The sequence below is a fragment of the Paraburkholderia sp. GAS334 genome (assembly GCF_050436625.1).
Lineage (GTDB): Bacteria > Pseudomonadota > Gammaproteobacteria > Burkholderiales > Burkholderiaceae > Paraburkholderia.
Map to the genome: position 1 here is coordinate 15,224 of NZ_JBNDMO010000012.1, position 14,138 is coordinate 29,361.

Annotated in this window: 12 protein-coding genes; 2 read left to right on the top strand and 10 right to left on the bottom strand. The window is 56.8% G+C overall.

The window, feature by feature from the left end; genetic code table 11:
- Positions 1-72: 72 nt before the first annotated feature.
- The 4 genes from P3T21_RS21925 to P3T21_RS21940 form a co-directional block, all read right to left on the bottom strand.
- Complete coding sequence (locus P3T21_RS21925) at positions 73-1,317, bottom strand: MFS transporter (RefSeq protein ID WP_429258049.1); 1,245 nt, start codon at positions 1,315-1,317, stop codon at positions 73-75.
- 644 nt (positions 1,318-1,961) lie between these two features.
- On the bottom strand, positions 1,962-3,125 hold the full coding sequence (locus P3T21_RS21930) for a porin (RefSeq protein ID WP_429258050.1): 1,164 nt from the start codon (positions 3,123-3,125) through the stop codon (positions 1,962-1,964).
- 1,086 nt (positions 3,126-4,211) lie between these two features.
- The gene (locus P3T21_RS21935) at positions 4,212-5,345 is read right to left on the bottom strand and encodes a Gfo/Idh/MocA family protein (RefSeq protein ID WP_429258051.1); all 1,134 of its coding nucleotides are present in this window, start codon (positions 5,343-5,345) and stop codon (positions 4,212-4,214) included.
- A 698-nt stretch (positions 5,346-6,043) separates the two neighbouring features.
- Positions 6,044-6,892 (bottom strand): alpha/beta fold hydrolase, encoded by an 849-nt coding sequence (locus P3T21_RS21940; RefSeq protein ID WP_429258052.1) that lies wholly within the window; start codon positions 6,890-6,892, stop codon positions 6,044-6,046.
- A 346-nt stretch (positions 6,893-7,238) separates the two neighbouring features.
- On the opposite strand from P3T21_RS21940, the gene P3T21_RS21945 reads away from it, so the two are divergent.
- Positions 7,239-8,318 (top strand): NAD(P)-dependent alcohol dehydrogenase, encoded by a 1,080-nt coding sequence (locus tag P3T21_RS21945; protein ID WP_429258053.1) that lies wholly within the window; start codon positions 7,239-7,241, stop codon positions 8,316-8,318.
- A 218-nt stretch (positions 8,319-8,536) separates the two neighbouring features.
- On the opposite strand, the gene P3T21_RS21950 is transcribed toward P3T21_RS21945, so the two are convergent.
- From P3T21_RS21950 to P3T21_RS21965, 4 genes are all read right to left on the bottom strand, one after another.
- Positions 8,537-9,466 (bottom strand): LysR substrate-binding domain-containing protein, encoded by a 930-nt coding sequence (locus P3T21_RS21950; protein WP_429258054.1) that lies wholly within the window; start codon positions 9,464-9,466, stop codon positions 8,537-8,539.
- Between the two features lie 173 nt (positions 9,467-9,639).
- Complete coding sequence (locus P3T21_RS21955; protein WP_429258055.1) at positions 9,640-10,869, bottom strand: MFS transporter; 1,230 nt, start codon at positions 10,867-10,869, stop codon at positions 9,640-9,642.
- Positions 10,870-10,914: 45 nt separating this feature from the next.
- Positions 10,915-11,409 (bottom strand): DUF3237 domain-containing protein, encoded by a 495-nt coding sequence (locus P3T21_RS21960; protein ID WP_429258056.1) that lies wholly within the window; start codon positions 11,407-11,409, stop codon positions 10,915-10,917.
- A gap of 178 nt (positions 11,410-11,587) precedes the next feature.
- The gene (locus P3T21_RS21965; RefSeq protein WP_429258057.1) at positions 11,588-11,908 is read right to left on the bottom strand and encodes an NIPSNAP family protein; all 321 of its coding nucleotides are present in this window, start codon (positions 11,906-11,908) and stop codon (positions 11,588-11,590) included.
- Between the two features lie 351 nt (positions 11,909-12,259).
- Between P3T21_RS21965 and P3T21_RS21970 the strand changes: the two genes are divergently transcribed.
- A complete protein-coding gene (locus tag P3T21_RS21970) occupies positions 12,260-12,394 on the top strand; it encodes a hypothetical protein (protein WP_429258058.1) in 135 nt (44 codons plus the stop codon).
- A 147-nt stretch (positions 12,395-12,541) separates the two neighbouring features.
- Here P3T21_RS21970 and P3T21_RS21975 read toward each other — a convergent pair whose 3' ends face one another.
- Together P3T21_RS21975 and P3T21_RS21980 are read right to left on the bottom strand one after the other, a co-directional pair.
- Positions 12,542-12,955, bottom strand: a complete 414-nt coding sequence (locus P3T21_RS21975; RefSeq protein WP_429258059.1) for a DUF427 domain-containing protein — start codon at positions 12,953-12,955, stop codon at positions 12,542-12,544.
- Positions 12,956-13,025: 70 nt separating this feature from the next.
- A complete protein-coding gene (locus tag P3T21_RS21980; protein ID WP_429258060.1) occupies positions 13,026-14,126 on the bottom strand; it encodes an alkene reductase in 1,101 nt (366 codons plus the stop codon).
- Positions 14,127-14,138: the final 12 nt, after the last annotated feature.

A 14,138-nucleotide genomic window follows, 5' to 3' on the forward strand; every position in this document is an offset into this window, starting at 1 on the left:
GCGAACGCCCTCGCGCTTCAAGGCTCCGACGACCTTCGCGCAGTGTGTTATTTCTTGTGTGAGCTGTGTAGATTATTTTGTAGTCGCTGTTGCCTCGGCCCGCGTGGCTGGTCTGGTGCTTTCGAGTTGCGGCGAACCCCGCTTGATTGAATATGTGAGCAGAAGTCCTGCTACGCTCATAGTTGCTATGGTCAGGCATCCGATTTCGACCGCAACCTTCAAACCCCATGCCGTAGCAAGCACACCGAGCGATAGCGCGATCGAGCCCATCACCAAGTAGGCGACCAGGTAAATCGCGGAAAGCGTACCCGCGCGACGCTCTGCCGGTGTATGGTCAGTCATTAAGGCTAGCCCACCCCTGAACAGTAGGCTGTAGGCAAACCCTGTTGACGCCGATGAAGCGAGGAAAAATGCCAGCGAGTGGGTCGAAGCAGACAACATGAGGAAGAATAGCCCGACGACTGAGGCGAGGGTGCCGAACGCTATCTTGGCGCGGATGGTGAAATTTCCGGCCGCAATCGTCGTGAGGCCGCTCGATATGGCGAACAGCGAAATCGTAGCTCCGTTGATGAAGGCGTTGGTCGAGCCGATGAGGTCTTTTGCAATCTGCGCGCCGAGCGACAGCGTGACTGCGCCGAGTGCGTAGGCCGATGCGACCACAAGGGCCGACGTGGCAAAAACCAAGGCGATTCCCTTGGGTACGCCGATCGAGCCCGGATGCCAGCGCTGCCGCAGCGCTCCGTCCCCATGCCCAGGCAAGAACCAGGCGACCGCGAAAATCGCGGCGATCACAACGGACAATAGCCAGAAATTCAAACGCGTCGGGAATGGAGCGTACTGGATCAATGCCCCGCCAATCAGGGTGGCCGCGCCCCACCCCAACGCCTGGGCCGCAGCATTCATCGTGCTTGAATAAGCTGCGGCGCTGGTGGGGTTGAATTCGATCATTGCGGCCGTCGCGGGACCGGCCGCAAGCCCAACGCCGATACCCATAAAGATCCTCCCCGCGAAGATCCAACTGATGTTTGGAGCCAGTGCAAATAACAGTGTTCCCAACAACGAGGCTGCAAGGCCCAGCAACATTGCGTTTCGACGGCCCCAGTAGTCAGAGATGTTTCCGAACAGCAATAGCACAGCGACGACGACAGCCGGATAGATAGCGAAAACCGATGTAGTCGTAGTGGGCGTCAGCTGCCACTGCGCTGCGTACAGGGGATAGGTAAGCGCAGGCGCGGCGCTTGTCCACAGCGTATGAGCGACTACGGCCGCGGAGACCCAAAAGCTGGTGTGCTGGTCAAGCCTGTGTGGAGTTTTCACTGGGGATATCTGAAAGACAACGGATTGGTCTGATCCATCGCGTGCTGCTGATCATGCTGAGCCAGTTCAGGAAGTCGGTCTGACACTTGCATGGACACTCCCGTTTAAATATGGGCGAGCGTATTAATCGTGTCAAGAGCACATTGTTGACGGGGACGGAGGAATTTTTTGAAGCTCATCTTCTTTCGGACGGGCTTTAACAGGCAATTTCTTAACGAGCGAAACGTGCTGGCAAATAAAATCGAATCAGTACGTGCTAAACGTGGAGTTGATTTGATGCGATAGGCGTACGGACTTAAGCTTTGATGTCGGTCGGGATCCCGGAGAAGATCCATGAGACTTTTCTGCCTCTTTTCTCTTGGGCTGCTCCCTCGCTTGATCGATGTGTCTGTACTTTTCTAACTAGGGACCTGCGTCGTCGGCAGGCGCATTGAGCTCGCCGATGTGAAATGCTGAATTGATGAAGTCGATGCCTAGCCGGTTATGACGGATACAACGCGCTGACCTATGTTGAGCCACTTGAAAGCGATGCATGCGTGCGTGACTGCTCTTGCGGGAGAGGCGGGTGGTCGTATCGGCGCGAGGGGATTCTTCCTCGCGCCGTTTTGGCATATGTGAATCAGTTAGAGGCCAGGTCGTGTTTCTTAGAACTTGTGGCGAATACCCACGATGACGATTTCCTGATGACTCGTACCGGCATAGCCATAGGAGCCGATAGACGCCTGCGCGGCTTGCGTCGTGTGGCTGCCGGTCGCTGCGTCATATACGGCCTGCGTGCCGGTCGCGTGCTGATAGGCAGCCATCGCATACAAGTCTGTGCGCTTCGAGATCGCGTAGTCTGCCGCCAGCGACGCCTGATGATACGTGGCGGACGTGTCGCCACTCGCCTTCATGTACGTGTATCCGGCGCCGGCCAGCAGCGCTGGCGTGAATTGATAGGTCACGAACGCGTTGCCGACGTTGTACTTTTCAGTTTCGCTGAAGCCCGATTTCGCGTCCGGGCTATAGCGCGCGTTGCTGTAGGACAGGCCGACGGTTGCTGGTCCGACGACATATTGGGCCGCCGCACGGGCGATGCCGATCGAGTGCGTCGTTGCGTAGCCCGAATTGACCGGACTATTGAAGAGCGAATCCGATGACGGGCTGTTCCAGCCAGTTGCACGGTTCGCCGACGGGTTGTTCGCGTAGAAGTAGCCGGCAGCGAGCGATACAGGTCCATTGTTGTACGTCGCGGCGCCACTCCATGTCTGACCCTGGCCAGTTGTGCCGGCGGCGTTGCTGAAGCCATAGAGGCCTTCGAACTGGAAGCCTGCATAGGTCGGCGAAACATACTTTACTGCATTCGACGTGCGCAGACTGTTGTCATAATTGTCGATGTCGCCTGGCGTCGCGAAGATGCCACCAAAGAAGTTGTCACCGGTGATGCCCTGGACCATGTCGACGAGCGGGTCGTACTGACGACCCAGCGTGACCGTGCCGAACTTGTCGCTGGTTAGCCCAACGAAGGCCTGACGTCCGAATTCCCGACCACCCTGGTTTAGCTTGCCTGTACCCGGGTCAAAGCCGTTTTCCAACTGGAACAATGCCTTAAGGGAGCCACCCAGGTCTTCAGTGCCTTTGATGCCCCAGCGATCGCCGTTCATATTTCCGTTGATCATGCCGATCTGCTTCTGATTACCATCGGCGTTGTGAACATAGCCGATGCCAACGTCAATGAGGCCGTAGAGCGTGACGGTTGATTGTGCGTGGACTGCCCCTGTGAGACCGGCAAGAGCAATAGCGAGAGTGGTCGGTACGTACCGCTTCATATAGTAGTTCTCCAGATGTTTAGTTTTGCGTCGGTAGGACGGATGTAAACATAGCGTGTCAAAACGATTGCGATAGTTCGTGAAACACGCGATGTGTCTGGAGCACCACGCGATCCGCGTGGAGAAGTGTATTTCTATGCGAGTGGGGTGGGGCGGGGAGCGGTCTAACTTCCTGTATCTATTGAGGACATGAAGTTTGGGGTCCCATTTGTTCAGATTGAACGAAAAGACAATTCATTGTTGGAAGCTGTCGATTTAAACGATGACAATGTATTCTTCGCTCAACCCTATCTCCACGCGGTTGTTGCGTTGGGCCAGGGACTTCATGCCGATCGTGTGAAGTCCCGCTTTAATTCATCTTCGAGGTCGAGTCTCACATTCATTGACGACGGTCAGCGACTAGGGCGAAGCCGTAGCGTGTTGGCGGTTTGGCTTGGTGAATGTAGTGCCTGTTCGTCCTTCGATACTGTCTTTCTTCCGTGTCGGTGGCTGGGTACGACTGCGTTGAAATGAGAAGCACGCGAGACCCGTGCGAAGCACAGTGAACAGCTGTTCTTTCATTGGTTATTCGCGTGCCACATCTCTTGACGTCCTCCCCGCCCTCAGCTTGCGGTTGCCGCGGGAAGGACGCTGTTCCCGTTCCCGCGGCTTTATCGACAGCTCGTTGCAGTAGTTCCAGAGAAAGTTGACCGCCCGTGTCTGCTCCTGCAGCGCACGGGCGTGCCTGTCTTTGAGCCGGAGGCGGAGGTGGAGAACGCGGGTAGTCTGCTGCATGCGCCGATACGGTTGTTTCTCCGTATCGGCACACCTCGAATTCCCTTTGAATAATCACGACGTCCGCGCCGCGCTGTCTTCACTTGCCTTTCACCCCGGCCTGAGGGCCGAGGTTTTCAGGATACAGATCGTATGAAAACGACCGCACCGGCAGCGGTAGCCCGAGGCAGTACAAGGCATCGATAGCGAAGAGCGCCGAAATCCTTCCGTCAGATGTTGCCGGTTGCCGGAGGTGTGCGATTCACATGCGCTTGCAGGTAGAGTCATCAGACGCGAGCGGTCATGAGGCCTCCCAGTGTCGCCAACTGTCGATCAGGCCGGTGCCTTGGGGACGTCGACCCGGCTTCCTGTCTTTGAGGAATGCTCAATCAGATCAATTATGGTGTGCATCCTGACTGCATCTTCGAATGTTGGAGCGATGCGTGTTCCAGCCGCTATGTCGCGGGCATAAGCAACGTAGAGGTTCGCGAGTTCAAGTACAGCGGAAGGTAGCTCCGATGGCGGCAGCCAATTGTAATTGCCGGGCACTTGTAACACGTCAAGCGGAAGACGATTTCCATGTGCACCTTTGATGACGTAGTCTTCGCCCACATCGCCGAAGGCCGAGCTGTTTGTGATCGTCAAATCTCCTTCATCGCCTGTGATGTCGATTTGTACGCCCGAACCGTTGCGTTTGCCGCCTTCGAGATGTACGGTGAAAACACCACCGCTGACGAGCTGTCCTGTGGCGACAACTTCATCCGGATTGGTCGTTTGAATCTTTTCTCCTGTCTCAATAATCGTAATCTCGCTGAATTGGTTGAGTGTGAGCGCGCTTAAGCTTGCGGGCTGGCCGACAATGGAGAATAGGGCGTCGAGGAAATGTCCGGCGTAAATTGCCATCATGCTGGAGAAATTTTCAGGCGGAGCGGTCCAGGCCAGCGACTTGGGGAGCTTGGCCTGGAAGTAGTTCATGCTCACATGCATTCGAACCGAGCGCAGGTTGCCGATATATCCATTGGCAATCTGGTCCCTCAGGTAGCGGTTGGTAGCCGAAAGCCTTCGCTGTAGCCCGACGAGGTGGCGTTTTCCGCTTTTCTCGGCGAGGTCAATGAAACTCTTCGAAAGAGCAGTACTTGTGGACAGTGGCCATTCCGCGTAGACGTCTTTGCCTGCGGCCAGGGCGGCGCTTACACCGGCTTCATGTTGAGGTGCAGGCGTCAGCACGACAACGAGGTCGACATCGGGATGTCCGGCCACTTGCTCGACTGTCTCGAGAACATGAGAGATGTTGAACCGAGTGGCTGCCGCCTCAGCAACTTCGCGGCGGCGACTTTGAATCGCCGTTATCTCGAATTCGGGCAGGAGCGTCAGAACTCGTAAATGACCATAGTGTGCCCAGTTTCCGGCACCGATGATTCCGACGCGAATTGGACGTGTGCCACCGGATATTGCATTGATTGTCATGATGTCTCGCTATCGGTTTGATCCGTGATCGCAACGGAAATTGTCTCTCGTTGGGATTAACGTATCATCCTGGCTGGTTGCTTTGAAGGGGAGAGTCCTTCCGAACATTTCGGACTTTTTGTCGCATGCTTTTTTCGTATGCCGCATCGGGCCCGCTGCAGCTAAAAATCGCGTCACTCGCGCTCTGTGAGAGACCGATTTGAGGTAATTGTTTAGGAGGAGGCCACGCCTGTCGTCGATAGCATCGTGTGACTTACTAGGTAACGATAAGTCGATCTCATGTGGCTGTCGCGCGAAGACGCCCACTAGGTGACGAGCTTCACTTTGCAAAACATCTTCGGCATGCAGCCACACCCGATGCCGTCCGGGCGATGAATCTAGAGTGACAATTGCCGAACAACGGTTACGTGTGCTGGTTTAGACCTGGCTTCCCAGCAGGCGCGAACACGGCGAAGCCGACCACACCCGAAGAATTTGGCCGGTTGACAGCGCACGGGTCCGTTAGGAGCCGACCTGACGGGTGGCGTTGGTGAGAGTCAGATCGAACAGCGGTTCCAGCAGCACCGACGCGGAGGTGATTTTCATGGGCATCACCTCCGCGCATCCGAACAATGTGCGGTAGGGTCTGTTTTTACCTTGTTCAACGCCGAGACAGGCTTATGGTCGAAGAAGGTTGCATTCTGCCGTACGACCCGGAACTACTTGGCATCGAGGAAGAGCTTGGTGTGCTGGACAAATAGCTCAGGGTACTGGTGATGGGCGCCATGGTTGGCGTCTGGATAGAGGATAAGCTGCACGTTGGGGGCGTGCTGCTGTAGCAGGTAGGAGTTGATGGTGGGGATGATGATGTCGTTGTTGCCGTTGACGACCAGGGTCGGCTGGTGCAGGCCCTTCAGATGGGCGTAAGTCTCGTCCTTCTCCGCACCGTAGGCGCCGATAGCGGCGGCCTGAGCCTGGACCGTCTCCATCGATACTTGGGCGTCGCGGTCCTTGCGGGCCATCATGCGTGTCAGGTAGGCACGCCCGGCGGCCTGACTGGCCTCGGACGAAGTGAACAGGATCGGCAGCCACATATCTTCCTGGTGTTCGTACTGCTTGAAGAAGAGGGCCTCCGTTTCCGGTGGCATCTCGCCGATGCCCACACCGCCGCGAGGTCCGGTGCCGACCAGAACGAGCCGACACACGAGCTTGGGCCGGTCGAAAGCCACCTGTTGAGCGATCAGGCCGCCCATTGAGTGGGCCAGCAGGTCGACCGTCTCGAAGCCAAGGGCGTCGATGAATGCCTCGGCGTCGAGTGCGACCTGCCGAATCGTGACAGGCGTGGTACCGCTAGAGGAGGCGACGCCGGTGTTGTTGAACAGGATGACCTCCCGGTCGGCAGCGAACGCATCGGTCAGCGCCGGGTCGTGATCATCGAGGTTGCCCATGAAGTGCTGGAAGAAGACCAGCGGGACACCGCTCTTGGCGCCGAAGCGACGGTAGGCGAAGCGGATGCCGCCCGCCTCGATGAATTCGGTCGGAACTGTGTTGTGCGTATAGGCAGCCATTGAGTTTCCCTCCTGAGGACAGATTGCACGGTTGTAACTTCTCTAACGACTTGAGCAGTATGGTCTATCAAGTACCCCTTTTTCCAAGACGGTAGGCTTCGGTGGTGCGCATAGCAAAGACTTCGCAAGCATGGCCCCAAACCTGAAAGGCATGGCTTGTAAGAGACGTTATGGAACTGTGTTAGCGTCGATGTAAAGATTGGTCGCAATGCCCCAGCCCTCACCGCGCAACGAATTGTTCTGATTCGCTCAATTGACTATTCAGCCGTGCCGATTTAACGACGCCTACTCATTGGCTACGATGGGCGCTAACCCGTCAATTGAAATTGGAATCTGGAGGTTTTCGATGTCCAAAGCTCGCGGCTACGCCGTTTATTCAAGCAAATCCGGCTTTGAACTTTTCACTTTTGACCGTCGCGAACTACGCGACAACGACGTACGCATCGAAATCCTGTACTGCGGCGTATGTCATTCGGATCTGCACACTGCACGCGACCATTGGGACGGTCTTATCTATCCCGACGGCACCCTGTATCCCAACGTACCTGGGCACGAAATCATCGGCAAGGTAGCCGAGGTCGGTAGTTCCGTGTCCCGCTTCAAATTGGGAGATCTTGTCGGTGTCGGCTGCATGGTGGACAGTTGTCAACATTGCAAAGCGTGCGGTTCCGGGCTCGAGCAGTATTGCGAAAACGTAACAACATGGACGTATAACAGCCCCGACCGGGTCACTGGTGACATCACCCGCGGCGGGTACTCCGATTCGATCGTCGTGCGTGAAGAGTTCGTACTGAACATCCGACACGAGACGAAGGACCTTGCCGCAGTCGCTCCACTTCTGTGCGCAGGTGTGACGATGTGGTCACCGCTGAAACACTGGGGCGTCGGCCCCGGAAGCAAGGTCGGTATCGTCGGTATCGGCGGACTCGGGCACATGGGGATCAAGCTCGCATACGCACTCGGCGCACGCGTCGTCGCGTTCACGACATCCGAAAGCAAGCGCGAGGCGGCCCTTTCGCTTGGTGTGGACGAGGTCGTTAATTCGCGCGACGCCGGCCAGATGGCCGCTCATGCCGGCACGCTCGATCTAATCATAAACACGGTTGCCGTCCCGCACGATCTTGACGCGTACACGTCTCTGCTCGGGTTAAACGGCACCATGGCACTTGTCGGTAATCCCGAAGATCCGCATCCATCGCCATCCGTTGCAACCCTGCTGGGCGGACGACGGAGCATTGCCGGCTCGCTGATAGGCGGCATCGCTGAAACGCAGCGGATGCTGAACTTCTGCGCAACTCACGGCATCCTCGCCGACATTGAGACGATCCGAATGCAGGATATAGAGACCGCCTTCGAGCGTATGCTGAAGAGCGACGTCAAGTATCGTTTTGTAATCGACATGGCCTCTCTCAAGGAAGCTGCTTGAATGCGAGATGGCCTCGCCCATCTAGTGAGACGAAGCGGTCGCGGACACAACGCTACCGTTCGTGACCACACGGGACAAGATACGCCGTCGCCGTCATCCGCATTGGCAGATTTGTAAAGGCACCTTTTCGCCGACGAGGTGCTAAACATGACTTACCGCCTCGCATCAGTATCGCGTGCGCTTCGTGTCCGTTCAATGTCCCTGGCAGGTCTGGATATTCAGTCCTCCGGGAGTTCAGGAAATAATTCGGCCACCGTACTGGATTTCGGGAACAGGTTTTCGGCCAGGAAATCGACAAAGACGCGGATCTTCGGAGCGACGAGACGATTGGAGGGCCATACCGCGCGGAATGTACCGGCGTGTTTTGTAAACTCATCCAGGACGACAATCAGCCTCCCATCCGCGATTTGTTGGCGAATGGCGACGTCTGGGATACAGGCCAAGCCATTTCCACATTCGGCCAAGGTAATTAATGGCTCGATTGTGTTGGCCGTCGCGGTAATGGGTAGCGTGAGCTTCGGTGCGTCTGCAGCTGTCTGTAGCGGCCAACGGCTAAGACGCCCCGATGTCGGATAGCGATGATGCAGGCAGGCGTGGGTTGTTAGGTCCTGCGGCACGAGCGGGGTGCCGGCCCGCTCGAGGTAGGACGGCGAGCCAACCACCCGGAGGCGAAAGAATCCCAGCCGTCGCGCGATGAGTCGGGAATCTGTGCCTTCTCCCGTACGGACGACTACATCGTAGCCGTCATCGACGACATTAACCAAGTGGTCAGTGAAGTCTAGATCAAGCTCGATGTCAGGATATGCCGACATAAATTTACTGATGGTGGGCATCATCAGCGTTCCGACCATCGGTAAGCTTACCTTGAGCTTGCCCATGGGAGCCTTCTTGGAGTTGGCTAGCTCGGCGTGGACCGATTCCATTTCCGCGAAGATTCGGCGGCAGCTTTCAAGAAACAGTGCCCCTTCCTGTGTCAGAGATAGCCCGCGGGTATTGCGATGAAAAAGTCTGACGCCAAGTCGCTCCTCCAAACGTGAGACAGCCTTTGTGATCGCCGAGGGAGACAGGCTTAACTGGCGCCCAGCGCTGGTAAAGCTTCTGGTTTCCGCCGCCTGCATGAAAGCATTTAGCGCGCTTAGGCTGTCCACTCGACATGCTCCTGTTGGCCGGACATTTAATGTCCCATACTTAGATCAAAGAGATGATGTCGGTGATCGACGCTCATATATGAGCGTCGATCGCCGACCCTTCGCCGTCGCGACTGGCCGAGTCGCTAGTTCAAAATGTAGGCGTATTGTCGAAATACCTGCGTGCCAGCGCCCTATTGCGGTAGATTCGCCGAAATGGGTTTAACGAGCGAACCTCGGCGCTCGGTTGCGAAATATAGCAGGGCAGCCAGCGGCAGAAGCATGCCGAGAATCGATACGCCGGTCCAGCCGGAACGCGCGAAAACCCAACCGCTGAGTGCGGAACTGATTGCCCCACCTGCGAAGAAGGTTGCCATGAAAAGACCGTTGAGTCGGCTACGTTGCTCAGAACCGAGCGAATAGATAGCACGCTGGCTGAACAGGAGATTGGCAGACACCGCGGAGTCGAGCAAAACGGCGGACACTATCACTAACGTCAGCGATAAATTCGACGTTACGAATGCGAGATCGGAAATGAGAAACGATGCAGAAGCAAGTAGCATGGCGCCTGCGGTGCCTGCCTGGGTAAGACCTTTGTCGGCAATTCGGCCTGCAAGCGGTGGTGCAATTGCGCCGGCGACACCGGCAATTGCGACCCACGCGATGCCTTGCTGGGTCAGGCCAAACTTGGGACTGCTCAGCCAGAGCGGTACGGCCGTCCAGAATATGCTGAATGATCCGAAGATCGCTGCGTGGTAAAGGCCACGCCGTCGCAGTAATTCTGTGCCTGCAAAAATTCCTCCAAGTGAACGCAGAAGGCTACCGTAAGTGGGCGGCTGTGCTGGGCTACGCGGTGGCAAGACGAAGTGTAGAGCGATCATCAGCGCGCCCATCAACATAGATGAGAATCTGAACACCTGGCGCCATGACCAGACGCTGGCAATCATACTCGCCACTGGACGAGCCAGCATGATCCCCAGCATCAGACCGCTGATTGCTCTGCCCACCGCGCGGCCGTGATCTTCTTTGGGGACGAGGTAGGTAACGTAAGGGACGAACAACTGCACCACCGACGCCAGAAGGCCAGTCAGGAAGGCAATGCCAAGATAGATAGTCGGTACGGTAGTCAAACTTAACGCGAGCGTACACAGCATCTCCGCGCCGACTAATGTCAGCGCAAGACGCCGGTTTTCGAACAGATCCCCGAGTGGTACGATCGTTAGCAGCCCGATGCCGTATCCGGCCAGCGGCAAGGTGACGAAAAGGCCGGTACTTTCATGAGGCATGCCGAAGGCTGCACAGATTAATCCAGTGAGGGGCTGCGCATAGTAGACGTTTGCTGCGACCAGGCCGCAGGCAGCGGCCAGCACAATCTGGACTACTGCTAGCGATCGGACATGCCCGTGTTTGGAGGCCGGTTCCATTGTTAGTTCCTCTATTGCGGCCAAAAGCCGGGGTTGGACCTGTGTTTACAGGACCTCAAACACGTTATAAACCGGACCGTACTTGAAGCGATGGCCTGTGCCGATGGCGACCATCCGATTCAGAAACTCGTACTTGCCTGCCGGCGCTTCGAACACGGGAGTCATGCGGAAGTAATAGCTGGCCGGGTCAATATCTTCGTCTTTTCCCAATCGTTGTATTACGTCGGCGGGTCCGTGGCGGACGCCGCGGTAGGTCATCGTAAGGTGGATGCCGTCGTCGGTCTGAAGGATAAGTCGCACGTCGAGCGCAGTGCTACCGTCGCTGCGCACCGTCAACCAGTCACTACCGCCATCCAGCACCTTGCCTGAGAGCCGTTCGCCTGCAAATGTGCCCGATGACACGATGCCTACGCGACGGGAGAGGCCTGGAGTGTCGCTTATGGTGATGATCGGCTTGACATCGAGGCGTATGACGAAGAGGGGGCGCGTTTGTATGCTCTTGAGCTGCGTGGGGAGTTCATCAAAAACGGGAGTGGACATCATTATCACCTTTGCTGTGGATGGCGTGGGATTCGACCCGGTGGCTATACGTATGGGGCTTTGTCCAGACTGGGAGTTGTCCTGACGGAGATCAGGAAGATTAACCGTCATTCGCGTAGCCGTGCTTGTGGGCGCCTGCGACTTGGGACGACTGTGTGCAGGCAATCACTACTTGTGACTATTTCAGGGGGGAGAAATCGGTCGGACGCATGATCCGCGATTCCATACTCACCAGAATGTCGAGCGCTTTCACCTTACGGCCGAATTCCTGCCAGCGGCTGTCGGCGGCCATCCGGTCGCGGCGTTCGAGGCGATCGTCGAGGCCCTTGTAAACCCAGATATGGACGATCTGGCTGATATCGCCAATTTCGGTCGTGAAGAAACCAATAAGTTCGCCGAGGAATTCCTGCTGAAGCGGCAGGCCTTCGCTCTTGTACAACGCGAGCCAGTCGGCGCCGCGCAGCGGCTTGAACGTGTAGGTACGGATTTCGTAAAGCATCGTATTTCTCCTTGGTAACCGATCCAATTTAACTTTGATGTCAGCGCGCATTGTCTCGTTGCCGGTCATCCAGTGCCGATTGCACTTGACACAATCCGAACGATGGCTCGGCGCTGGCGTTCACCACCATGGAACACGCCGTTGCTGGTCGCATGGCGAACTGGTGGCGGCGCACATGAAGGCTCGCCTCGGTGATTTGCAGGTCGCCACTACCACATTGCGAGTGGTACGTGTGCAGGGGCCCATTGCGTATGCCGTCCTCATTGGAGCGTACGCGTGCAGAGATTCCGATACCAGGCGACGGGATGGCGAGTAAAGTCCAACAGGTGACGGGCTGAACTGGAGTTGCAATTGGAGCCCTGCGACCGGGTCGGCGTCAAAGTAAAGAAAATCTGGTCGGGTCCGTCGCACGCTTTCTGGATGGCGCCGTGGCAGAACAATCACTACGGCGCGATTTCCTCACTGTTTTCCGTCGAGTTGCTGTAGTCCTGCGCCAGATCTGCCCAGGCGGGAGTCACATGCCTTTTCGCGATTGAGCGCAGGTTTAGCGCGACCAATCGCGGTAACGGACATACTGGCGGACCACCCTATGGTGCTTCGCCGGCCGCATTGCCATCGGGTGACCGTTCTTTTTTAGACCTGTGCTGCCTGGTCGGTCTTTACCTCGATTGTGTCAACTCGGTCTGGGTAAAAGGCGACGTGGTCCTTAATCTGCGCGACGGCCTCATACGGACTTTCATAGGTCCAAACTGCGTTCACCGAACGTTCGCCGCCAGACGGGATCGAGTAGTAGGCGCACTCCCCCTTGTAGGGGCAATAGGTGGCGTGCTCAGTGCGTTCGAGCAGCGTCAGGTCCACATCCTTGCGCGGGATATAGTGGACAGCAGGGTATGCGGCCTCGAGCAGCGTCAACGCGTCGCGTGTATCGGCGATTGTCTTTCCTCCGAGCGTGACCACAACGCGAGATGGGTTGCGCTCGATGGTGATTGGATGATCTGGGCCGGGAACCTTGATGGTTCTGGCGGCTGTGTTCACATTGTTTGCCATGAAATCTCTCCTTGAATGGATACACCGGACGCCTCCAGTGCGGCGGACCGGTGTTGGGAGCCGGCGCCGCTTAGGCGGCAAATGCCGGGAAGTCTGTATAGGCGCGTTCGTCTCCGCCCCAGAAAGCGTCCCGTACATACTGTGTCAACGGGTGCCCGTGCAGGAAACGCCCGGGTAGGTCCGGGTTCGACGAAAACCAGCGTCCGAAGGCGACCAGATCAGCGTCCCCAGCTTGCAGGATGGCCTCGGCGCCCTCACGGTCGAAGCCGCCTGCGGCAATAATTGGACCCTTGAAGATTTTACGCAGGAAGGACGACGCGACAGGAGCCTCGCCTTCGTTAATCGTTTCGGTGCCCATTACGCGCGGCTCAATCACATGCAGATAGGCGAGCCCGTAAGCGTTAAGGCGTTCGGCGAAATAGCCGAATGTAGCTTCCGGGTTGCTGTCCGAAATGGCACCCCAGCGACCACTCGGTGAGACCCGCACTCCAACGCGATCTGCGCCCCAGACCGACCCAAATGCATCGACTATCTCAAGCGAGAAGCGTGCACGTTTTTCGACGGTCCCCCCGTAGGCATCTGTGCGCTTGTTGGTACCATCCTGGAGAAAGGTATCAGCGAGATACCCATTGGCGTTGTGCAATTCAACGCCATCAAAACCGGCTTCTTTCGCGCGGACTGCTGCCTTGCGGAATGACTCGACTATGGCTGGGATCTCGTGTAATTCCAGTGCCCGGTGCAGCGAGTTCGGTACCCAGCCGTTCTGTGTAAGTACCGTTGTTTCATAGGGCACAACGGAAGGCGCAATCGGCGCGTTGCCCCAACTCAAGTCGACATGCGATTGGCGACCGTCATGTGCGATCTGCATGAAGATCTGAGCACCCTTCGAATGGACCACTTCGGTGATCTTTTGCCAGGCCTCGAGGTGCTGGTCTGTGTATATGCCCGGGGCGCCGATATAACCGCGACTGTCATAGGACGGGTGCGCACTCTCGGTAATCAGCAGTCCGCCTTTGGATGCACGCTGGCGGTAGTACTCGACCATCATTGCGCTAGGACTGTCGTCGGGATCCGAGCGCAGACGTGTCATCGGCGCGAGTACTACACGATGCGAAAGGTTAAGTGGACCGACATTGAAGGGGGATAGCAATTTAAGGTGTTGATTGTTCATTTTGAGTTTGTG